Genomic DNA, 21,382 nt, shown 5'->3' with positions numbered 1-21,382 from the left:
GGGCTCCGGGGCCACCAGGGGTGCTCAGGTCTTGAGTCCCGTGGTGGCCACCCCCTGCACGAGGTAGCGCTGGAAGACGAGGAAGAACAGCAGAATCGGCAGCACCGAGATGACCGACATGGCGAACATCGGGCCGTAGGCGGAGGTGCTCGACTGGTCGACGAAGCTGCGCAGGGCGAGCGTGATGGTGAACCGCTCGGGCGAGAACAGGTAGATCATCTGCGTGAAGAAGTCGTTCCACGTCCAGATGAAGGTGAAGATGGCCGTGGTGATCAGCGCCGGCCTGGTCAGCGGCAGGGTGATCGACCAGTAGACGCGGTACGGGCCGCAGCCGTCGATCCTGGCCGACTCCTCGAGTTCGCGCGGCAGCCCGCGCATGAACTGCACGATCAGGAAGACGAAGAACGCCTCGGTGGCCAGGAACTTCGGCAGGATCAGCGGCCAGAAGCTGTCCACCATGCCGGCCTGGTTGAAGATGATGTACTGCGGGATCAGCACCACGTGGTGGGGCAGCATCAGCGTGGACACCATGAAGCCGAACAGCACCCCGCGCATCCGGAACCGCAGCCGGGCGAAGGCGTAGGCGGCCAGCGAGCAGGAGATCACGTTGCCGACGACGGCGCCCACCGCCACCAGCAGGGAGTTGCCGAGCAGTCGCGCGACGGAGACGCCCGACACGCCGTCGAGGGCGGTCGTGTAGTTGGACCACTCGAGGCGGCTCGGCCACAGCGCGAGGCTGGTCAGCACCTCGTCCGCCGGCTTGAGCGAGGTGGCCAGCAGCCAGACCAGCGGGTAGAGCAGCACGAGCAGGCAAGCGATCGCGACCGTGTGCGGCAGCCACCGTTTCACGGCGATGTTCATCGGCCCTCCTCGTCCGCGTAGAAGACCCAGGACCTGGAGGTCCGGAACAGGATCAGGGTGAGCGCCCCGATGGCGAGCAGCAGCAGCCAGGCCATGGCGGCGGCGTAGCCCATGTGCGAGGCGACGAATCCGCGCTCGTAGAGGTAGAGCGTGTAGAACAGCGTCGAGTCGGCGGGGCCGCCGTTGCCGCCGCTGACCACGAAGGCCGGGGTGAAGACCTGGAAGGAGTTGATGATCTCCAGCACCAGGTTGAAGAAGACCACGGGCGACAGCATCGGCACGGTGATGGAGACGAACTGCCGCCAGCGGCCGGCGCCGTCGATGGCGGCCGCCTCGTAGAGGGTGGACGGGATCTGCTGGAGCCCGGCGAGGAAGATCACCATCGGCGCCCCGAACTGCCACACGGACAGCAGGACGACGGCGTACACGGCCAGGTCGGGGTCGCCGATCCAGCCGTCGGCGTTCAGCCCGACCGACTCCAGGACGGAGGTGACCGAGCCGCCGTCGTTGAACAGGGCGCGCCAGACCAGCGCGATCGACATGCTCGCCCCGAGCAGCGAGGGGGCGTAGAACGCGGAGCGGTAGAACGCCCGGCCCCTGACCAGGCTCCGCAGCAGCATCGCCACGCCGAGGGCCAGGCCGAGCTTCAGGGGGACGGCCACCACGACGTAGAGCACGGTGATGCCGACCGAGCGCCAGAAGCGGGGGTCCTCGGTGAGCATGTCGGTGTAGTTGCGCAGGCCCACCCAGCGCGGGGCGGTGAACAGGTCGTAGTCGGTGAACGAGAGGTAGAGCGAGACGGCCATCGGCACCAGGGTCAGTGCCACCACGCCGAGCAGCCACGGGGTGAGGAACACGGAGGCGGGCCCCCGCTGGTCGCGGTTCTGCCGGCGCTTCGGCGGCGGGTTCCGGCGTTTCGTCAGGTCGGCACGGGCGGGTGCCGTGCGTTGCGCGGTGCTCATGGCCTCAGCTCCCGGTTGGCCTCGGCGACGAGTTCACGCGCCGCCTCCCGTGGCGTGGCGCGTCCGAACAGGACGCGCTGGTAGGTGCGGTTGAAGGCGTCCTTGATCGCGATGTCGCCCTTGGGCGGGGCGGTCGGCGGGGCGGCCAGGCCGTAGCGCTCCATGGTCCGCGCGTACTCGTAGATCTCCCGCTCGGGTCCCGTGAGGGTCTCGGCGACCCGGGCGGCGATCGCGCGGTTGGGCGGGGTGGAGCGGGTGAAGCCGAGGATGTCGCCGGCGCGCGGGTCGTTGAGCAGGAAGTCGATCAGCGCGGCCGCCTCCGCGGGGTGCGCGGTGTGGGCCCCGATGCCGAGGAGCATGCTGGGTTTGAAGTAACAGCCCTGGCGGCCGTCGGTCGACGGGACGGGCGAGAAGTGGATCGCGTCGCCGAGGAGCCCCGGGTAGCCGGGGAACGGCGCGTCCCAGGTGAAGTCGGCGGCCGCGAGGCCGCGGCCCATGGGGCTGGTCTCGGTGCTGTCGGCCTGCACGGTGTCCCGGGCCGCGGCGATGGCGCCCGCCCTGCGCAGGTCGTCGCAGAAGGTCCAGAACTCGGTCAGGTCGTCCTCGGCGAACCCGAGTCGGCCCTGGTCGGTGTAGAGCTGGCCGCCGCGGCTGCGCAGCCAGGTCTCGTAGACGTCCTCGTTGCCGCCGCCGTCGTTGGCGCCCGTGACGGCGCGGCCGTCGGGGGACTCAAGACCCAGGGCGGCGATCTCCCGGTTGGCCGCCGCCCAGTCCTGCCAGGTCCAGGCCGGCTCCGGGGTGGGGATGCCGGCCCGCTCGTAGAGGGCGGAGTCGTAGGCGTAGCCGGTGATGCCCCGGCCCATCGGCACCGCGTACTGCTCGCCACCCGAGGTGCCGGTGCGCAGGAACTCGGCGTCCATCTCGGCGGTGTCGATGGTGCCGTCCCCGATGGCGGCGTCGAGCGGCCGCAGCGCGCCGCCGTCCGCGTACTGGGAGACCTGTCGGTAGTCGAGCTGGGCCACGTCGGGGATGCCGCCGCCGGCGGCCTGGGTGGCCAGCTTCTGCAGGTAGGAGCCGAAGTCCGAGTTCGAGGTGCGGACGGTGACGCCCGGGTGCTCGGACTCGAAGAGCCGGACCGCCTCCTCGGTGCGCGCGGCACGGTCGTCGTTGCCCCACCAGGAGAACCGGAGGGTGATCGAGTCGGACGCGCTTCCGCCGCCGGCGGAACACGCGGTGAGGGTGGGGGCCAGGGCGGTGCCGAGGCCGACGCCGGCCGCGGCCAGCACGGCTCGTCGGCTGATCGGCAGGCGCGGGCCGCTTCGAGGCTCGGGCATGAGAGGGCCTTCCACGAGATTTCCAACGTTGTAACCGCGCCCTGTTCCCGGGTCAACCCTCTTGCGGCAACGGAGATCCGGCTCTTCCCGGGAGGAGACATCGGGGGTGGATCCGTGCATAATCCGGGGGACGAGTCGATGGGGGTCGGTCGGTGGCAGCGGTGAAGCTCAAGGACGTGGCCGAGCGCGCCGGGGTGTCCATCAAGACCGTCTCCAACGTTGTACGTGGCGTCACCGGGGTGTCGGACGCCACCCGGGAGCGGGTGCTGCGGGCCGTGCGCGAGCTCGGCTACCGGCCGAACCCCTCGGCGCGCCGCCTGCGCACCGGGCACAGCGGCCTGATCGGCCTCGCCGTCCCCGAGCTGACCACGCCCTACTTCGCGGAGCTCGCCCACCATGTGCGGGCGGCGGCCGCCGGCCTGGGCTTCACCGTCCTCATCGAGGAGACCCTGGGGGACGCCACCGAGGAGCTACGCCTGGCCACCGGCGTGGGCGCGTCCCTGCTGGACGGCGTGATCCTCTCCCCGCTGCGGGTCTCCCCCGCCGAACTCGCCCCGGTCGCCAGCGAGTTCCCCCTGGTGCTGCTGGGCGAGCGCAGCTACGAGGGGGACCGGGTCGGCGCCGACCACGTGCTCATCGACAACGTCGCGGCGGCCCGCGACGCCACCGCGCACCTGATCGGTCTCGGCCGCACCAGGATCGCCGCCGTCGGCGTGGACCGGAAGGCGTCGGAGACCAGCCGCCAGCGCCTACAGGGCTACCACCTCGCGCTGCACGAGGCCGGGCTGCCGTTCGACCCCCGGCTGGCGCCGCTGCTCAGGGACTTCAGCCGCCGCAGCGGCCTGCTGGCGCTGCGCGCCCTCGCCGCCCTGCCGCCCGACGTGCGCCCCGACGCGGTCTTCTGCTTCACCGACATGCTGGCGCTCGGCGCGCGGAGGGCGCTGTACGATGCCGGCCTGCGCATCCCCGAGGACGTCGCCGTGGTGGGGGTCGACGGTTCCGAGGAGGCGCTCTACAGCACCCCGTCCCTCACCTCCGTGATCCCCGACAAGGCCGCCATCGCCTCGCTGGCCGTGAAGTGCCTGGCGAACCGCATCCGTTCGAAGGAGCCGCTGCCGTTCGAGGTGCACCTCGCGCCCTACCGGCTGGCCGCGCGGGAGTCCACGGTCGGGCCGGCCTGACCGGAGGCGCTCGGTGGCGCTCCCCCGGAGATCCCACGTTCCCGGCCCTCGGTGCGGAACCATGCCCCCATGCGTGACATGCCGTTTCGTGCCCGGATCGGCTACCTCGTCTGGGTCCTCCTGTTCACCTCACTCTTCACCTGGGAGGCCATCGGTCTGGTCAACCCCACCGACGCCTACCCGACGCTGAGTCAGGCCGTGCGCGCCCTCTCGGAGCACTGGGTGGGCCGCTGGGCGTTGTTCGTGGTCTGGCTCTGGCTGGGACTGCACTCGTTCGTCCGGCACTGGCGCTTCGTGCTCCGCGGCTCCGCCGGCTGACCGCCCGTCATGGCCGACAAGCTCGCCATCGCGACGGTGGTGGTCGTCTACGTCATCACGCTGGTCTTCCTCTGGGTCTCGCTGCGGCTCTGGCTTCGCGACCCGCACGGCCGGCCGAGACGCCGGCACCCGGAGCGCCGGGGCTGGCCCGAGCTGATCCGGCAGGTCGCCTCCACCTACCTCGGCGGCTGGGTGCTGCTGATGGTGGTGATCCTCTGCTACTACGGCGGCCTGGCCAGGCACCGGCCCGACTTCGCGGTGCACGCGGCCACCGGCACTCTGACCCTGATGGGGCTCACCTTCCCGTTCTTCCTCGCGGTGACCTGGCTGACCATCAGGCCGGCCTTCCGCCGGCTGGTGGCCAGGCTGCCGGGCGCGGGGCGGTTCAGACGCGACGCGGATAGCTGAACCCGGTGTCGGTCGCCCCGCGTTCAACGAGGGCGGGCAGGGGCGGGCGGCGCCGGACAGGCACCATTGGCGTACTATGCATTGGCAGCCAATACATAGACCCGCTACCCCACCTCGCAGGAGGAGCCCCCGTGGCCAAACTTCTGTTGTCCGTCCACGTGCTCGCCGCGATCCTGGCCATCGGCCCGGTCGCCGTCGCGGCCTCGATCTTTCCCCGCTACGCGCGGCAGCCGGAGCCGGGCGCCGGCGCCGCGCTGCTGCACCGGATATGCCGCGGCTACGCGGTCCTCGGCATCGCCGTCCCGGTGTTCGGCCTGGCCACCGGCGCCCAGCTCGGCGTCCTCACCGACGCCTGGCTGATCACCTCGATCGTCCTCACCGCCGTCGCCGCCGCCCTGCTGGCGATGGCCATCCTGCCCGGCCAGCGGCGGGTGCTCGCGGCGCCGGCTGGCGGCGCCGGCGATCCGGGCGCCGCGGCCAGGCTCGGGATGCTGACCGGCGTCTTCAACCTGCTCTGGGCGATCGTCGTGGTGCTGATGATCGTGCGCCCCGGCTCGACCACGGGGGCGTGAGCGCGATGCGGATCCTGCGCGCCGCGGCCGCCGTCGAGGCCGCCTCCCTCGTCCTGCTGTTCGCCAACCTGCTCACCGCGCACCTGCCGGCCGTCAGCTCGCTGGCCGGGCCCGTGCACGGCATGGCCTACCTCGTGACCATCGCGGTCACCTGGAACACGACCGACATCCCGGCCGCCCGCTGGTGCTCCCTGATCCCCGGGATCGGCGGCCTGCTCACCGTGCGTCGCGTCCTGGCCGGCCGGGAACCGACGGTCGGTTCCGACCGACTATAAGTCGGCCGAAATACCGCGCCGGTTCCCGCCTTTTCCATATCCCTTTCCTTCTTGTCAGCCCTCGGCCGATGAACTACCGTTCCGCGCGGCGAACAAAGCCCCCTCCCCGCTCTCTCCGGAACCGAGGTGCGCGCACATGCGGTGGTACGAGGACGAGACTTTATGGTCGGATTTCTCAGGCACGATGTTCTCGGCCCGCAGGGCCGACGAGGTAGCCCGCCTGGTGGCCGGCGCTCCGCTGCTCGAATTCCCGGAAGGCGCCCGGGTGTTGGATCTCTGCTGCGGACCGGGGCTCTTTCTGGTCCCCCTGGCGCGCTGCGGTTACCGGGTCACCGGAGTCGACCTGAGCCCGGCCATGCTGAACCGCGCGGAAATAGCCTGCACGCAGGCCGGGGTGCCCACTCCCCGGCTGTTGACCGCAGATATGCGAACGTTCCGCGAACCCGATTCCTTCGACGTGGTGCTCAACGTCTTCACCTCCTTCGGCTATTTCGACGACCCGGCCGAGAACGCCCGGGTGCTGCGCAACGCCCATGATTCGCTGGCCCCCGGCGGGCAGTTGATCGTCGACGTGCTCGGCAAGGAGGTGCTGGCCGGCTGGATCGGCCGCCCCCAGCTCGTCGAACTCGAGGACGGCGGCTACGTCGTCCAGCGCGACACCGTGCTCGACGGCTGGCGGCGGCTGCGCACCGACTGGACGCTGGTGCGGGAGGGCACGGCCAGGGAGGCGTCCCTCACCTGCTGGCTCTACAGCGGCGCGGAGCTGTGCGAGCTGTTCGAGGCGGCCGGGTTCACCGACGTCGCCTGCTACGGCGGCTTCGACGGCTCCCCCTACGACCAGCACGCCGGCCGGCTGATCGTCCGCGGCACCCGACCCGTCACCGCCCGGTGACCGCCGTGCGCGTCCCGATCCACGAGCACGTCTCCGACGCCATCAAGGCCCCCGACCTGGTCAGGCTCACGCCCAACACGCTGCTGGCCCGCTTCGAGACGCTCAAGGTGTACGCGGCGCTCGGCGCCGTCCGCACCCTGCTCGACCGCGGCACCATCCGCCCAGGACAGACCCTGATCGACAGCTCGAGCGGGATCTACGCGCTCGCCCTCGCGCTGGCCTGCCACCGCTACGGGCTGCGCTGCCACATCGTCGCCTCCACCACGGTGGACGTCACCATGCGGGTCCAACTGGAGATCCTGGGCGCCACCGTCGACCAGATGCCGCCCTCCAGGGACCTCCGCCTCGACCAGGAGCGGCGGGTCCGCCGGGTCCGCGAGCTCCTCGCCGAACGACCTGGCACCCACTGGATGCGGCAGTACCACGACCCCGTCCACTACGCCGGCTACCGCGAGTTCGCCGACCTGGTCGCCGCCACGCTGCCCGGGGCCGCGCTGACCGTCGTCGGCGCCGTCGGCACCGGCGCCTCGACCGCCGGGCTCGTGCTGCCGCTGCGCCGACGCGGCCTGGACGTGCGGCTCGTCGGCCTCCAGCCGTTCGGCAGCGTCACCTTCGGCAGCGACCACCTGAGCGACCCGGAGGCGATCATCGCCGGCATCGGCAGCGCCATCCCGTTCGAGAACGTGCGCCACCGGCTCTACGACACCCTGCACTGGATCGACTTCCGGCACGCCACGGCCGGCGCGGTCGCGCTCCTCCGCGACCACGCCGTCTTCGCCGGCCTCTCCACCGGCGCCGCCTATCTGGCCGCCGGCTGGGAGGCCGCGCACGCCCCGGACCGCACCCACCTCGTCATCGGCCCCGACACCGGACACCGCTACGTGGAGCGGGCCTTCGCCAGGCACCGCGAGGCGGCCGACCCGCGCGCCCTGCGGCCCCGCCGGATCGGCGACCTGGCGGACCTCGCGCCGCCCTGGTCCGTCATGGCCTGGGACGGGGCCGCCGCCCCCGAGCGTGCCCGCCCCGGGCGTCCCACCACGACCGTCCTGGAGGACGCGCCATGACCATCGCCGCGCTCGAACTGCTCTCCTTCGGGGTCGGCCGGCTGGTCGAGGCGGCGGCCGCCGCCGGGCACCGGCTCTGCCTGCTCACCTCGGACCGCGGCGTCTACCGCCACGAACTCGCCCAACTACCGGCCGACGCCCTCGACATCGTCGACGTCGACACCCTGGACGCCACCGCCTCGGCCGCCGCCCTGGCCGCGATCCCCGAGCTGGCCGGTCTGGTCAACTCCACCGACACCTTCGGCGTGCTGGCCGCCGACCTCGCCGCCGACCTCGGCCTGCCGGGACCCGACCCGGCGGCCGTCCGGCTGGTCCGCGACAAGGCCCTGGTCCGCGCCCTGCTCCACGACCGCGGCCTCAGCCGGCTGCCCGCCAGGCCGCTCGACGGTCTCGACCGCGACGCGGCGGCCGCCGCCGTACTCGACACGATCGGGCTGCCCGCGGTGCTGAAGGACACCGCGGGCACCTCGTCGCGCGGCGTCTGGCTGGTCCACGACGAGCCGGCGCTGCGCGCCGCGCTCGCCGCGGCCGCCGACGCCCCGCTGCGCGGGCGGCTGTTCGCCGAACCGCTGGTGGCCGGGCCGCTGTTCAGCGCCGAGACCCTGAGCTGGGCGGGCAGGACCCGGCTGCTCGGCGTCTGCGGCCGGCTGCTCTCGCCGCGGCCGGCGGCGCGCGAAGAGGCCGCGGCCCTCCCCGTCGCGCTGCCGGAGCCTGAGGCGGCGCGGATCGCCGACTGGGTGGGCCGGCTGCTGGCCGCTGTGGGGCACGACGCGGGCTTCGCGCACGTCGAGTTCGTGCTCACCGCGGACGGCCCGGAACTCGTCGAGATCAACCGGCGGATCGGCGGCGCCCTGGTCGGCGAGGCGCTGTGCCGGCGGCTCGGCGTCAACGTCTACGAGGCGCTGGTCGACACCACCCTCGGCCGCCGCCCCGCCCTCCTCGACGCCCCGCCGAAGGACCCGGGGCCGGCCACCGGCTTCGTCCTGGTCTACCCGGACCGCGCCGGCACCCTCACCGGCTGGACCGGCCTCGACGCCCTGCCCGACCACCCGGGCGACCCCGAGTGGTTCCCGACCCTCTCCCCCGGCGACCCCGTCCGGCACCTCGGCGACCAGCGCGGCTGCACCGGCATCCTCGCCGCCACCGCCCCGACCGCCGAACTCGCCCTCTACCGCGCCCTGGCCGCGGCCGGCGGCGTCCGCCCGGTCATGACGCCGTGACGCGCGACAGCTTGTCCGGGTTGGTGACCGAGTAGACGCCGGTCACCAGCCCGCCGTCCGGCGTCACGTCGAGGACCAGCACGGCGAACGGCGCGCGCCGCCGAACAGCAGCGCCGCCGGGTCGCCGTTGACCCGGCGGGGCCCTTGCCGCCGCCGTCCGTCCACAGGGTGACGTCCGGGGCCAGCACCCGCAGCGACTCCTTCACGTCCCCGCCGAGGGTGGCGGCCAGGAACCGCTCGGTGGCCTGCCGCCGCACCCGCGGGTCGACCCGGTAGCGGGGCCGCCTGGCCCGCACGTGCTGCCGGGCGCGCCTGGCGAGCTGCCGCACCGAGTCGGTGCGGCGGCCGAGCATCTCCGCGATGTCGGCGTGCGGATGGCCGAACACGTCGTGCAGCACGAACACCGCGCGCTCGGCCGGGCTGGGCGACTCCAGCACCACGAGGAGCGCGAGGACGCCGACTCCTCCCGAAGCACCGGGTCGCCCAGGTCGGTGACCAGCGGTTCGGGCAGCCACTGGCCGACGTAGCTCTCGCGGCGGCGGCTGAGCGCGGCCAGGCTGGCGAGCGCCTTGTTGAGCGCGATCCGCACCAGGTAGGCGCGCGGGTTCTCGACCCGCGCCCGGTCGGCCGACGCCCAGGCCAGCCAGCTCTCCTGGAGCACGTCCTCGGTGTCGGCGACGCTGCCGAGCATGGTGGAGAAACGAGGGAGAACAGCAGCTCGCGGTGGGCGAGGAAGCTCCGCGTGCCGAGGTCGTCGTCGTTCATGGCGGTCTCCTCCTCCGGCCTCCGTCCGTACCCACCATGGAGTGACCGGCCGCGCCGGACGTGACACCCGGCCGCCCGTCTGTGGCCCATGTCTCACCCCGTCGACGGCGATCACGCCAGGGGCGCCGCGGCGACCGCGGGCGGTCGTGAACGGGTGGCCAGGACCGAGCTGGGTTACCTTTTCGCCAGCGACCCCGCGCGGATCGGAGCGGCCCCATGAGACGCGACGCCTGACCGGCCATGCCCCACAACCTGCTCGGGCTCGAGCTCGTCGTGGTGCTCGGCGTCACGCTGCTGGTGTGCGAGCTGGCGGGCCGCCGGTTCGGGGTCGCCCCGCCGGTGCTGCTGCTCCTCGCGGGCGGGCTGCTCGGCTTCGTGCCGGCGCTGCGGGAGGCGCACCTGCCGCCGGAGGCGGTGCTGCTGCTCTTCCTGCCGGTGCTGCTCTACGGGGAGAGCCTGACCACCTCGCTGCGCGAGATCCGCAGCAACCTGCGGGTCATCGTGCTGCTGAGCACGCTGCTGGTGCTCGCCACGGCGGTGGTCGTCGCCGCGGTCGGGCACGCGCTCGGCCTCCCGTGGGGCGCGGCCTGGGTGCTCGGCGCCGCCCTGGCGCCGACCGACGCGACCGCGGTCGGGGTGCTGGCCAGGCGGCTACCGCGCCGCAACGTCACCGTGCTGCGCGCCGAGAGCCTGATCAACGACGGCACGGCGCTGGTGATCTACGGGATCGCGGTCGGCGTCACAGTCGGCGCCGAGCATCTGACGGTGCCGTACCTCGGCTGGCTGTTCCTGCTCGCCTATCTGGGCGGGGCGGCGGCCGGGGCGCTGACCGCCTGGCTCGGGGTGCTGGTGCGGCGGCGGATGGACGACCCGCTGCTGGAGAGCGTGGCCGTGGTCCTGCTGCCGTTCACCGCGTTCCTCGGCGCCGAGGCGATCGACGCCTCGGGGGTGCTCGCCGTCGTGGTGTGCGGGCTGATCATGAGTCAGAGCGGGCCGCGGGTGGGGCTGCCCGACACCCGCCAGCAGATCAGGGCGTCCTGGACGCTGGCGGCCTATCTGCTCAACGGCTCGCTCTTCGTCCTGGTCGGCCTGGAGGCGCAGGCGGCCATCCGCGGCCTGACCACCTTCGACATCACCCGCGCGCTGGTCATGGCGGGCATCGCGTCGGCCACCGTGATCGTGGTGCGCTTCGCGTTCCTGTTCCTCTTCACCTACCTGATCCGCGCCATCGACCGGCGGCCGCAGCAGCGGCGGCGCCGGGTCGGCCACCGGGCGCGGGTGATCAGCGGGGTGGCCGGCTTCCGGGGCGCGGTGTCGCTCGCCGCGGCGCTCGCCGTGCCGCACACGCTGGACTCCGGCGCGCCGTTCCCCGACCGGGACATCATCGTCTTCGTGACCTGCGGCGTCATCGTGGTGACGCTGGTCGGGCAGGGGCTGCTGCTGCCGGCGGTGGTGCGCTGGGCGCGGCTGCCGGCGGACACCTCGGTCGACGAGGAGCGGCAGCTCGCGCAGACCGCGGCCACCGAGGAGGCGCTGGCCGCGTTGGACGACGTCGCCGCCGAACTCGGCACCGACCCCGACGTCGTCCGGCGGCTGCGCGACGAGTACGAGACGCACCTGCTGGTGACCCGCGCCTACCAGGAGGGCACCGGCGAGGAGCCGGCGTTGCGGCACGCCGAGCACTACACGGCGCTCCGCCTCGCGCTGCTCGCCAGGAAGCGCGCCACGGTGCTGCGGCTCCGCGACGAGCAGCGCATCGACGACACCGTGCTGCGCCAGTTGCAGTCCGGGCTCGACATCGAGGAGGTGCGGCTCACCAGGCGGCAGAGCCCGCCTGGGCCTACGAGTTCCTGACGACGAGCACCAGCTTGCCCGTGGTGCGGCCGGTCTCGCCCCGGGCGTGCGCCTCGGCGGCCCTGGCCAGCGGGTAGGTGCCGGCGATGGTCGCGCGCAGCCGGCCGGCGCCGGCGAGCGCGGCGATCTCCGCCATCCCGGTGTGGTCGGCCTCCACCAGCATCTCGGCCGCCCGGACGCCGCGTTCGGCGGCGCGGCGGCCGAGCTCCTGGCCGCCGCTCGGGATGATGCTGACGACGATGCCGCCGGGGCGCAGCACGTCGAGGGAGCGGAACGCGTTGTCGCCGCCGAGGGTGTCGAGGACGACGTCGAGGCCGCTCAGCTCGGCGACGAAGTCGGTGGCGCGGTAGTCGATGACCTCGTCGGCGCCGAGCCGGCGCAGGAAGTCGTGCTTGGGGGCGCTGGCGGTGCCGACCACGTGGGCGCCGCGGGCCTTGGCGACCTGCACGGCGAGGTGGCCGACGCCGCCGGCCGCGGCGTGGATCAGCACCCGCTGCCCGGGGCCGAGGCCGGCCGTGTCGACCAGCGCCTGCCAGGCGGTGAGCGCGGCCAGCGGCAGGGCGCCGGCCTGGACGTGGTCGAGGACGGCCGGCTTGGCCACGAAGCAGCGGGTGGGCGCGGTGACGTACTCGGCGTGGGCGCCGACGCCGCGCGGGTAGGGAAGCATCCCGAAGACCTCGTCGCCCGGCCGGAAGAGGGTGACGCCGATGCCGACCGCGGCCACCACCCCCGAGACGTCCCAGCCGAGCACGAACGGCGGCCGGCCCGCGGTGATGCCGGACTGGCGGTTCTTCCAGTCGGTCGGGTTGAGGCCGGCGGCGTGCACCTCGACCAGGATCTCGCCGAAGCTCGGCGTGGGGCGCTCCAGCTCGACCTCGCGCAGCACCTCGGTGCCGCCCAGGGTCTCCTGCCGGATGGCGCGCATCGTGGGGGTGTCCATCTCCGTCATGCCCTCAGCCTGCGGCGGGACCAGGGGCCCGGCAAGCGGTGCCGGGGGCGCCGGCACCGCTGCCCGGGGATCGTCAGGGCGTGGAGCGCTGGCGGGCGACGGCCAGGTGTTCGAGCACCTGGGAGACGACCCGGCTGTTGCCGGGGGCCAGCGGCGGCTCGTAGGTCCAGGAGTGGCCCACCCACGGGTCGACGAGGTGGTCGTCGGGCACCGGGGTGACCCGGAGCAGGGAGCGCCACAGCGGGTCGAGCACCGGGCCGTAGCCGCGGGCGTCCTCGCGGTCGGCGACCATGATCAGGTGGACGCCGACCGAGGGCCCCTCGTCCGCGAGGTAGCGGAGCTGGGTGACGGCGCGGTCGTCGAAGCCGTGCGGGAAGTCGTGGACGACGAGCAGCTGTTCCGCCATGTCGAGGTCGGGCGGCAACGCGTCGACGGCCCCGCTGCGGATGGCCATCTGCACCAGGTCGACGCGCTGGGTGAGCCGGTCGAGGACGGTGGTCACGCCGGCGTGGCCGAGGCCGGGGTGCTCGCGCAGCGCGCCCGTCTCGAGCAGCGGCGCCAGGGCGCCGGCCGCGGTGCCAGCCGGGTCGATCACCTGGACGCTGAACGCGCCCACCGGGTGGACCGCGAGCAGCCTGGCCACCACGGCGGTGGCCGTCTCGGCGGCCAGCGCGCGCATCCCGTCCGCGTCGAGCGAGGCCGCCTCGGGCGAGACGGCGCCGCGCCGCCCGGCGTCGATCCACAGGCCGCGCTGCAGCGGCAGCCGCACCAGCATCGGGATCCGCAGGTCGACGCGCTCGGGCAGGCTCAGGTCGCCGAGCCGCAGCGCCATCGGCGCCTCGCCCGGCACCTGGTACGCCTGCCAGACCGGGTTGTCCCAGCGGGCGAAGGCCGGCGGCAGGGCCGGCTCGACGACCTCGGACTCGGCGACCAGCTGGGCGACGTCGCGTTCGAAGGCCGCGCGCGCCTGGTCGACCAGCTGGGTGTGCTTGGTGCGGGCTTCGGTGCGGGCCAGGTCGGCGGCCGGGCCGACCCGGGTGGCCGGATCGGAGAGCACGTGGTCGAGCTCCCGCTCCATCCGCGAGTCGGCGAAGTCGACCGCGCTGCGGTAGGCGGCCGCCGTTCTCGCCAGGTCCTCGAACATGCCCCAGACCTGGTTGTAGAGCCGCTCCTCCATGGTGTGCCCCGCGGCGTCTCCCGCGACGGGCTGGGCCGGCTGCCCGGGCGCCGGCGCGGCGGCCGGCGCCGGCTGGGCCGGCGGGGCGGGGCGGTTCGGGTGCTGGAGGTTGATCCGGCCGGTGCCGCCCGGCTGGCCGGCCTGGCTCGGCTGGCCGGTGGGCGGCGGAGGCGCGGCGACCGCGCGGGTCATGCCGCTGGCCACCGCCTCGTTGATGGTGCCGGCCAACTGCCGCGCCTGCGGCAGCCCCTGGTCCTCCAGCATGGCCGCGAGCCCGCCCGCGTACCCCTGGCCGAGGGCCCGCACCTTCCAGGCGCCGTTGCGCCGGTAGAGCTCGACCGCGACGATCGCGGACTCGGTGGCGAGATCGGTGACCGTGTACCGGACGATCTCGGTGCCGTCGAGCCCGGTGACCGCGATGGTGGGCGCCGTCACCGCGCCGAAGCTGGCCGGGCCGCCGACGCCGCTGGGCAGGGCGAGCAGCACGTTCGCCCGGTGCACGGCCGCCGGCAGCGCGTCGAGGTCGACGGCCAGCCGGTGGTCGGCGGCCGCCTGCCGCGACACCTCGATGCCCGGCAGCCGGGGCGAGGCCGGATGCGCTATCCAGGCCGCGTCCCGCATCCGCCCCTGGTCGTCGTTGAGCGTCACCCCGGCCACGACCGGCTGCCCGGCCGACACACGGATCTCGAGCCGGGTGTCGGAGAGTGGGTGGTTCTGCCCGCGGATCAGCTCGGCCGCCATCGCCGCGCCCCCTGTCGTTTCCTTGCTCGCGCTTTGTTCGGTGCGGTGGGAGGTGCCACGGCGGCTGGATGCGCCGCCGCGGTCATGGTGTGCCCGGCCAGCCGGCCGAAGCCAGGATGGTATCGGTGGCGCCGGCCTACAGGTGCGGGATCAGCGCGGGCATCAGGTCCTGGAAGGTACGGCCGTTGGCGGGCTCGCCGATGGCCGTCATCTGCCAACCGGCGCCCTGGCGGCTCACCTTGGCCATGACCTGCGCGGTGTAGGGGCCGCCGCCGGTGAGCGTGTAGCGGGCGAGCTCCTGCCCGGTGGTCTCGTCGACCAGGCGGCAGAACGCGTTCTCCACCTCCGCGAAGGACTGGCCGGTGAACGAGTTGACCGTGAACACGATGGTGTCGACGTGGACCGGGATCCGCGGCAGGTCGACGAGGATCGCCTCGTCGTCGCCGCCCTGGCCGGCGCCGCCCACCAGGTTGTCGCCGGTGTGCCGCACCGAGCCGTCGTCGCTCACCAGGTGCTGGAAGAACACCACGTCGACCGGCTGCTTGTCGGCGAACAGCACGGCCGAGGCGTCCAGGTCGATCTCCTGGGTGCGCGACCTGAAGAGCCCCCGCCGGGGCGCCGCCTGCCAGCCGAGGCCCATCCGCACGGCGCTGAGCGAGCCGCCGTCCTGCTTCTGCAGGCTGATCGCCTGCCCCTTCGACAAGTCGATACCCATGGCTGGCATTCCCCTTCGCGGTGTTACTCCAGTGCGCGCCGCCCACTTCGGCGACATGGATCACACTACGCACTGCCACTGACAGCGCACGCGCCAAGGCCCGCTTTGTATCGGTCCTGCAATACTCCGCGGCCGGGTCGCGGCCCGGCCGCGGTCGGCCGGCGGGTCAGGGGGCGTGCGGCGGGGCGGGTGGCAGGGCGCGCAGCAACAGCGCGGAGCGGGGCGCGAGTCGCAGCGGTTCGCCGGCGGAGTGCGCGGTGTCGGGCGCCCGTCGCTGGTCCTCGCGGGTGGTGTCGACCAACAGTCGGTAACCGGCGGCCCAGGGCGGCCCCGGCAGCGGGAAGTCCCGCGGCGCGGCGCCGGCGTGCAGCAGGAGCAGGAAGCTGTCGTCGACGATCCGCCGGCCCGTCGCGTCCCGACCCGGGATGTCGGTGCCGGAGAGGAACATGCCGAGCGTGGCGCTCGGCGCGTTCCAGTCGTCCTCCGTCATCTCCCGCCCGTCCGCGGTGAACCAGCCGAGGTCGCGCAGCCCCTTGGGGCCGTGCCGGCGGCCGGAGAAGAAGGCGCGGCGGCGCAGCACGGGGTGGTCGTGGCGGAGCGCGATCAGCCGCCTGGTGAGGTCGAGCAGCGGGCGCCACTCCGGGTCCTCGGCGGCCGACCAGTCGAGCCAACCGGTCTCGTTGTCCTGGCAGTAGGCGTTGTTGTTGCCGAGCTGGGTGCGACCCAGCTCGTCGCCGGCCACCAGCATCGGGACGCCGGTGGAGAGCAGCAGCGTGGTGAGCAGGTTGCGGAGCTGCCGGCGGCGCAGCGCGGTGACGTCCTGGTCGTCGGTCGGGCCCTCGACGCCGCAGTTCCAGGCGCGGTTGTCGTCGCTGCCGTCGCGGTTGCCCTCGCCGTTGGCCTCGTTCCGCTTCCGCTCGTAGGTGACCAGGTCGCGCAGGGTGAACCCGTCGTGCGCGGTCACGAAGTTGACGGAGGCGTAGGGGCGGCGGCCGCTGCCCGCGTACAGGTCGCTGGATCCGGAGAGCCGGTAGCCGAGGTCGCCGAGCTCGGGCAGCGCGCCGCGCCAGTAGTCGCGGACGGTGTCCCGGTAGCGGTCGTTCCACTCCGTCCACAGGGGTGGGAAGGCGCCCACCTGGTAGCCGCCGTCGCCGACGTCCCAGGGTTCGGCGATCAGCTTGACCCGGCGCAGCACCGGGTCCTGGGCGATCACGGCGAGGAACGGCGAGAGCATGTCGACGTCGTGCATGGCGCGGGCCAGCGCGGCGGCCAGGTCGAAGCGGAAGCCGTCGACGCCCATCTCCTCGACCCAGTAGCGCAGCGAGTCGGTGATCAGCCGGAGCACGTGCGGCCTGACGACGTGCGGGGTGTTGCCGCATCCGGTGTAGTCGGCGTAGTGCCGCGGGTCGTCGGCGAGCCGGTAGTAGCCGGCGTTGTCGATGCCGCGCAGCGAGAGGGTCGGGCCGCCCTCGCCGCCCTCCGCCGTGTGGTTGTAGACGACGTCGAGGACGACCTCCACGCCGGCCGCGTGCAGCGCGTCGACCATGGCGCGGAACTCGCCGATCTGCTGGCCGCGGGTTCCCGAGGCGCTGTAGCCGGCGTGCGGGGCGAAGTAGCCGATGGAGTCGTAGCCCCAGTAGTTGCGCAGGCCGCGGCGGGTCAGCCGCGGGTCGTGGGCGAACTGATGGACCGGCAGCAGCTCGACGGCCGTGACGCCGAGCCGGGTGAGGTGCTCGATCGCCGCGGGGTGGCCGAGCCCGGCGTAGGTGCCGCGGAGTTCGGGCGGCACACCCGGGTGGCGCTTCGTGAAGCCGCGCACGTGCAGCTCGTAGATGACGGAGTCGGCCCAGTCGGTCCGCGGCCGGCCGCCGGCGGCCGGCCGTGGCCCGTCGGCGACCACCACGCCCTTGGGCACGAACGGCGCCGAGTCGCGGTCGTCGCGCACGGTGTCGGCGCGTTCGGGGTTCCGGTGGTCGCGGTCGTGGCCGTACACCTCGGCCGGCGCGCCGTCGAACTCGCCGTCCACCGCCCGCGCGTAGGGGTCGAGCAGCAGCTTGGCCGGGTTCCAGCGGGCGCCGGTGGCGGGCTCCCAGGGGCCGTGCACCCGGTAGCCGTAGCGCTGCCCGGGGCGGACGCCCGGCAGGAAGCCGTGCCAGATCTCGTGGGTCGGCTCGGCGAGCGGGTACCGGGTCTCGCGGCCCGCGTCGTCGAAGAGGCAGAGCTCGACGGCCTCGGCGCCGCCGGCCCACAGCGCGAAGTTGGTGCCCTCGACCGAGCCGGACGCGGAGCCTGGCTCGGAGCCGGGGCCTACGCCGAACCGGGCGCCGAGCGGCTCGGGTTGACCTGGCCAGACCTCGACCGGCCCCACCGGCCCCACCGGCCCGACCTGCGTGGACGCGTGGCGCACGGCGGCCCTCCCATCGCTGCTTCACCCCGAACGCCCGGGAATAGGGCATTTTGCCACGACGCACGCGGCGAACGGCCGTAGCGACCGCGCCCAACTGCAGCGGAACGGTGACAGAAGACGCCGTTTCCCCAGTGCGACCGTGTGATTACCTGGTGATCCAAAGGGGCTGCGCGCGGTGCTGCGCGCGCGAGGGGAGAGAACGACACGTGAGTACACGGCGTGGGAAGAGACGTGCCTCGGGGGTCATGTCGGCGCTGTTGGGGGTGGTGCTGCTGACGCTCACCGCGTGCAGTGGGGGCGGCTCGGGCGACGCGGAGCCCGACGACCGGACGGCCGACACACCCGAAGTGACCATATCCGTCGCGCCCGATGACGGCGCGACAGGCGTGGCGACCGCGGGCGAACTGACGGTCGGCGCCGAGGACGGCACGCTGACCGAGGTCAGGGTAACCGACCCGGAGGGCACCGAGGTCACGGGCGAGCTGACGGAGGACGCGACCGGCTGGGCGCCGAGCGAGGCCCTCGCCAACGACACCGAGTACACGGTGGCCGTCGTCGGCGAGAACACCGAGGGCACGGAGGGCACCAGGACCACCTCCTTCACGACGCTGGCGGCGGACGCCACCTTCACCAGCAACTGGAACATCTCCGACGGCGCCGAGGTCGGCGTCGGCATGGAGCTCTCGCTCACCTTCGACACCCCGATCGAGAACACCGACGCGGTGCGCGACGCCATCCAGATCGTCACCGAGCCGCCCGTCGAGGTCAGGGGCCACTGGTTCGGGAACCAGCGGATCGACTTCCGGCCCGAGGAGTACTGGGCGCCGGGCACCCAGGTGGACATCCAGCTGCGGGTCCGCGGCGTGGAGGGCGCCCCGGGCGTCTACGGCACGGCCCGCGAGGACATCGGCTTCACCGTCGGCCGCAGCCAGGTCAGCACGGTGGACGTCGACACCCTCAGCATGGACGTGGTCAGGGACGGCGAGTCCATCCGCTCCATCCCGGTCACCACCGGCGCCCCCGGCTACGAGACCTGGAACGGCAGGATGGTGATCACCGAGAAGCTGGTCGAGACCCGGATGAACGGCGACACCGTCGGCTACGGCGGCGAGTACGACATCCCCGACGTGCCGCACGCCATGCGGCTGTCCACCTCGGGCACCTTCATCCACGGCAACTACTGGGGCGGCAACGCCTTCGGCAACTCCAACGCCAGCCACGGCTGCGTCGGCCTGCGCGACGTCCAGGGCGCCGGCGACCCGGGCACCGACGCCGCCTGGTTCTTCGCCAACTCGCTGATCGGCGACGTGGTCGAGGTCGTCAACTCCAACGACGACGTGATCGCCCCCGACAACGGCCTCAACGGCTGGAACCTGTCCTGGGAGGAGTGGGGCGTCTGAGCCCCCGCCTCACCTAACCTGGCGCGCATGACAGTTCATCTGGACGTGGCGGACGGCGTCGGCACCATCCGGCTCGACCGTCCGCCGCTCAACGCGCTGGACATCGCCACCCAGGACCGGCTGCGCGACCTCGCGGGCGAGGTCACCGGCCGCGACGACATCCGCGCCGTGCTGATCCACGGCAGCGAGAAGGCGTTCGCGGCCGGAGCCGACATCCGCGAGATGCGGGAGATGGACCACGAGGGCATGGTGGCCCGCGCCCGCGGCCTCCAGGCCGCCTTCACCGCCGTCGCCCGCGTCCCCAAGCCGGTGATCGCCGCGATCACCGGCTACGCGCTGGGCGGCGGCTGCGAGTTGGCGCTCTGCGCCGACGTCCGCTACGCCGCCGAGGACGCGAAGCTCGGCCAACCCGAGATCCTGCTCGGCCTCATCCCGGGCGCCGGCGGAACCCAGCGCCTGGCCCGACTCGTCGGCCCGTCCAGGGCCAAGGACCTGATCTTCACCGGCCGCCAGGTCACCGCGGCGGAGGCACTGCGGATCGGCCTCGTCGACCGGGTGCTCCCGGCCGACCAGGTGCTCGCCGAGGCCCACGCCTGGGCCGCCCGCCTGGCCACCGGCCCCGCCATGGCCCTGCGCGCCGCCAAGGAGTCCGTCGACGGCGGCCTCGAAACCGACATCGACACCGGCCTGACCATCGAACGCACCTGGTTCGCCGGCCTCTTCGCCACCCACGACCGCGAGTACGGCATGCGGAGCTTCGTCGAGGAAGGCCCCGGAAAGGCCCGGTTCTGGCCCCGCGACTGACCCGCCTCACCCCGGCGGGGTCACTTACCACGGAACCGCCCACGCTCCGGGCATATGCACGCCATGATGGGGGGCATGGCAGCAGCGGCGGACACTCCCATGCGGGACCTGATGCGCGAGGACCAACTGACCGAAGCGGCTCTGGAACCGGTCGGCGCCGACCCCTCCTTCCGTGAGGTGCGACTCCCCTCCCGCCCGGAGTCGGCCGGGCTCGCCAGGCGCCTCACCCGCGAGCAGTTCGGCACCCGCTGGCTGCTGCCGGCCGAACTCACCGAGAACGCCGTCCTGCTGGTCTCCGAACTCGTCGGCAACGCCGTCCAACACGCCGGCGCCCCCGCCTTCGGCCTCCGCATCCGCCGCCGCCGCGGCTGGATCCGCGTCGAGGTACGCGACCCCTCCAGGGCCCTCCCGTGCCTGCTCCCCGTCCGCGAGATGGACGTCGTCTCCGGCCGCGGCCTCTTCCTCGTCGACACGCTCGCCGACCGCTGGGGTGTCGACCTGCTGCCGCTCGGCAAATCCGTCTGGTTCGAGATGCGGACCGCTGCGCGTTAGCGCTACGCGGCGGGGGAGTTGGGCCCACCCACCCGCCCTTTCCCGGGCTGCCGCCCCGGCGGCTCGGCCGCGCGAAGCGCGCTACGGCGCGGGCCGCCCCGCGGCTTCGCCGCCGACGGGCGTCCTACGGCGCCGCAGGAACAGCGGTGTGCGGAGCACGGGCTGGCGCCCGGAGCCCCGCCGCGCAAGACGCGCTACGGCGCGAACCCGCCCATGCGGCGCAGCCGCCGGTGAGCACCCACGGTGCCGGCGCCACACGAAGCGCGGGAAGCGGCGCGGGCCGCCCCGGCGGGCGCCTGCGGCGATCTCCGCGCGGAGCGCGAGAACTAGCGGGGACACCCCACCGGGGCCGAAGGGCCGGCGGCACACCGCGCGCAGCGCGTCCGCCCTGGCGGCGGAGCCGCCGCCGGGCCGGCGGCGCGCCGCGCGAAGCGCGCTGCCGCCCGGGCCAGCCCCGCCGGGCCCCCACCGCGCGAAGCGCGAAAGGGCGGGTGGGTGGGGCAACCCCCGCCGGGCCCGAAGGGCCCGGGGGCCGCACCGCGCGAAGCGCGTAAAGGGCGGGTGGGTGGGGGAGAGAGGGATGCCTCCCGGTCACCCGCGCCGTGCCGCGCGCGTCGCGCGGCGGCGGCGGTCGTTGCACAGCAGGCAGCGGCCCCAACCCGCCGGCAGTGGGTCGTCCTTGTCGCCGTAGAGCGGATCCACCGCCCCCCGCGGATGCTCCCGGCAGCCCGTGTCGCCGGGGCCCTCGCCCAGCGACTGCGCCGCCGTCAGCGCCCGCCGCAGCGCGTCCACCAGGACGTCGGCCTGTTCGCCGGCCGGCGGCTCCTGGTCGAACGCGATGTCGGACGCCGTCCGCAGCGCCGCCTGGAGCTCCCGAAGGTCCCGCATCCGTGTCAGCTGACTCATGCCGCACACCCTAAGCAGCGGCACC

21 protein-coding genes and 1 pseudogene are annotated in these 21,382 nt (G+C 73.7%); 12 read left to right on the top strand and 10 right to left on the bottom strand.

All coding sequences use genetic code 11. The features are described 5' to 3' along the window. Positions 1–24: 24 nt before the first annotated feature. Genes ACYVPE_RS17650 through ACYVPE_RS17640 form a run of 3 tightly spaced genes read right to left on the bottom strand, consistent with a single transcriptional unit; the run spans position 25 to position 3,157 of the window. Positions 25–861 carry a carbohydrate ABC transporter permease gene (locus ACYVPE_RS17650; protein ID WP_461034571.1) on the bottom strand — a complete coding sequence of 279 codons (837 nt, stop codon included), beginning with the start codon at positions 859–861 and terminating at the stop codon, positions 25–27. Continuing rightward, complete coding sequence (locus ACYVPE_RS17645) at positions 858–1,823, bottom strand: carbohydrate ABC transporter permease (RefSeq protein ID WP_461034570.1); 966 nt, start codon at positions 1,821–1,823, stop codon at positions 858–860. The genes ACYVPE_RS17650 and ACYVPE_RS17645 overlap by 4 nt, the downstream gene beginning before the upstream one ends. Further along, entirely contained in the window at positions 1,820–3,157 is a 1,338-nt protein-coding gene (locus tag ACYVPE_RS17640; protein ID WP_461034569.1) for an ABC transporter substrate-binding protein, read from the bottom strand. Before ACYVPE_RS17640 ends, ACYVPE_RS17645 begins: the two co-directional genes overlap by 4 nt. 152 nt (positions 3,158–3,309) lie before the next feature. Between ACYVPE_RS17640 and ACYVPE_RS17635 the strand changes: the two genes are divergently transcribed. The 8 genes from ACYVPE_RS17635 (at position 3,310) to ACYVPE_RS17600 (ending at position 9,087) form a co-directional block, all read left to right on the top strand. Then, entirely contained in the window at positions 3,310–4,338 is a 1,029-nt protein-coding gene (locus tag ACYVPE_RS17635; RefSeq protein WP_461034568.1) for a LacI family DNA-binding transcriptional regulator, read from the top strand. Positions 4,339–4,407: 69 nt separating this feature from the next. Next, positions 4,408–4,656, top strand: a complete 249-nt coding sequence (locus ACYVPE_RS17630; RefSeq protein ID WP_461034567.1) for a DUF6186 family protein — start codon at positions 4,408–4,410, stop codon at positions 4,654–4,656. A gap of 9 nt (positions 4,657–4,665) precedes the next feature. Further along, positions 4,666–5,064 carry a DUF6256 family protein gene (locus tag ACYVPE_RS17625; RefSeq protein ID WP_461034566.1) on the top strand — a complete coding sequence of 133 codons (399 nt, stop codon included), beginning with the start codon at positions 4,666–4,668 and terminating at the stop codon, positions 5,062–5,064. Between the two features lie 131 nt (positions 5,065–5,195). Continuing rightward, a complete protein-coding gene (locus ACYVPE_RS17620; protein ID WP_461034565.1) occupies positions 5,196–5,636 on the top strand; it encodes a hypothetical protein in 441 nt (146 codons plus the stop codon). Positions 5,637–5,641: 5 nt separating this feature from the next. After that, positions 5,642–5,911 carry a DUF3817 domain-containing protein gene (locus ACYVPE_RS17615; RefSeq protein ID WP_461034584.1) on the top strand — a complete coding sequence of 90 codons (270 nt, stop codon included), beginning with the start codon at positions 5,642–5,644 and terminating at the stop codon, positions 5,909–5,911. Between the two features lie 136 nt (positions 5,912–6,047). Next, positions 6,048–6,803, top strand: coding sequence for a class I SAM-dependent methyltransferase (locus ACYVPE_RS17610; RefSeq protein ID WP_461034564.1), 756 nt, complete (start codon positions 6,048–6,050; stop codon positions 6,801–6,803). Then, positions 6,800–7,867 (top strand): pyridoxal-phosphate dependent enzyme, encoded by a 1,068-nt coding sequence (locus tag ACYVPE_RS17605; RefSeq protein ID WP_461034563.1) that lies wholly within the window; start codon positions 6,800–6,802, stop codon positions 7,865–7,867. Before ACYVPE_RS17610 ends, ACYVPE_RS17605 begins: the two co-directional genes overlap by 4 nt. After that, positions 7,864–9,087, top strand: coding sequence for an ATP-grasp domain-containing protein (locus ACYVPE_RS17600; RefSeq protein ID WP_461034562.1), 1,224 nt, complete (start codon positions 7,864–7,866; stop codon positions 9,085–9,087). The genes ACYVPE_RS17605 and ACYVPE_RS17600 overlap by 4 nt, the downstream gene beginning before the upstream one ends. Here ACYVPE_RS17600 and ACYVPE_RS17595 read toward each other — a convergent pair. Together ACYVPE_RS17595 and ACYVPE_RS17590 are read right to left on the bottom strand one after the other, a co-directional pair. Further along, positions 9,036–9,524 carry a sigma factor-like helix-turn-helix DNA-binding protein gene (locus ACYVPE_RS17595; RefSeq protein ID WP_461034583.1) on the bottom strand — a complete coding sequence of 163 codons (489 nt, stop codon included), beginning with the start codon at positions 9,522–9,524 and terminating at the stop codon, positions 9,036–9,038. The genes ACYVPE_RS17600 and ACYVPE_RS17595 overlap by 52 nt on opposite strands. Before the next feature lie 161 nt (positions 9,525–9,685). Then, positions 9,686–9,778: pseudogene (locus ACYVPE_RS17590) on the bottom strand (RNA polymerase subunit sigma-24); the annotation flags it as partial. 314 nt (positions 9,779–10,092) lie between these two features. On the opposite strand from ACYVPE_RS17590, the gene ACYVPE_RS17585 reads away from it, so the two are divergent. After that, a complete protein-coding gene (locus ACYVPE_RS17585; RefSeq protein WP_461034561.1) occupies positions 10,093–11,706 on the top strand; it encodes a Na+/H+ antiporter in 1,614 nt (537 codons plus the stop codon). On the opposite strand, the gene ACYVPE_RS17580 is transcribed toward ACYVPE_RS17585, so the two are convergent. From ACYVPE_RS17580 to glgX, 4 genes are all read right to left on the bottom strand, one after another. Then, positions 11,693–12,655 carry an NADP-dependent oxidoreductase gene (locus ACYVPE_RS17580; protein WP_461034560.1) on the bottom strand — a complete coding sequence of 321 codons (963 nt, stop codon included), beginning with the start codon at positions 12,653–12,655 and terminating at the stop codon, positions 11,693–11,695. The two genes, ACYVPE_RS17585 and ACYVPE_RS17580, sit on opposite strands and share 14 nt — an antisense overlap. 73 nt (positions 12,656–12,728) lie before the next feature. Beyond that, a complete protein-coding gene (locus ACYVPE_RS17575; protein WP_461034559.1) occupies positions 12,729–14,573 on the bottom strand; it encodes a TerD family protein in 1,845 nt (614 codons plus the stop codon). Between the two features lie 136 nt (positions 14,574–14,709). Beyond that, entirely contained in the window at positions 14,710–15,288 is a 579-nt protein-coding gene (locus tag ACYVPE_RS17570; protein WP_461034558.1) for a TerD family protein, read from the bottom strand. A 166-nt stretch (positions 15,289–15,454) separates the two neighbouring features. Continuing rightward, positions 15,455–17,695, bottom strand: a complete 2,241-nt coding sequence (glgX, locus tag ACYVPE_RS17565) for a glycogen debranching protein GlgX (protein WP_461034557.1) — start codon at positions 17,693–17,695, stop codon at positions 15,455–15,457. A gap of 245 nt (positions 17,696–17,940) precedes the next feature. Here glgX and ACYVPE_RS17560 point away from each other — a divergent pair, with 245 nt between their 5' ends. The 3 genes from ACYVPE_RS17560 to ACYVPE_RS17550 all read left to right on the top strand — a co-directional run bounded on the left by ACYVPE_RS17560 (position 17,941) and on the right by ACYVPE_RS17550 (position 20,451). Further along, entirely contained in the window at positions 17,941–19,095 is a 1,155-nt protein-coding gene (locus ACYVPE_RS17560) for a L,D-transpeptidase (RefSeq protein WP_461034582.1), read from the top strand. A 27-nt stretch (positions 19,096–19,122) separates the two neighbouring features. Then, positions 19,123–19,899 carry an enoyl-CoA hydratase/isomerase family protein gene (locus ACYVPE_RS17555; RefSeq protein WP_461034556.1) on the top strand — a complete coding sequence of 259 codons (777 nt, stop codon included), beginning with the start codon at positions 19,123–19,125 and terminating at the stop codon, positions 19,897–19,899. Positions 19,900–19,974: 75 nt separating this feature from the next. After that, positions 19,975–20,451: an ATP-binding protein gene (locus ACYVPE_RS17550; RefSeq protein WP_461034555.1), complete on the top strand. Its 477-nt coding sequence runs from the start codon at positions 19,975–19,977 to the stop codon at positions 20,449–20,451. A gap of 591 nt (positions 20,452–21,042) precedes the next feature. Here the strand turns inward: ACYVPE_RS17550 and ACYVPE_RS17545 are convergent. Then, positions 21,043–21,357 carry a hypothetical protein gene (locus ACYVPE_RS17545; protein ID WP_461034554.1) on the bottom strand — a complete coding sequence of 105 codons (315 nt, stop codon included), beginning with the start codon at positions 21,355–21,357 and terminating at the stop codon, positions 21,043–21,045. Between the last annotated feature and the right edge of the window lie 25 nt (positions 21,358–21,382).

It is taken from the genome of Streptomyces mayteni (assembly GCF_054783955.1).
Note: the sequence above shows the minus strand (reverse complement) of the source record. Positions and strands in the feature narration are given on the sequence as shown.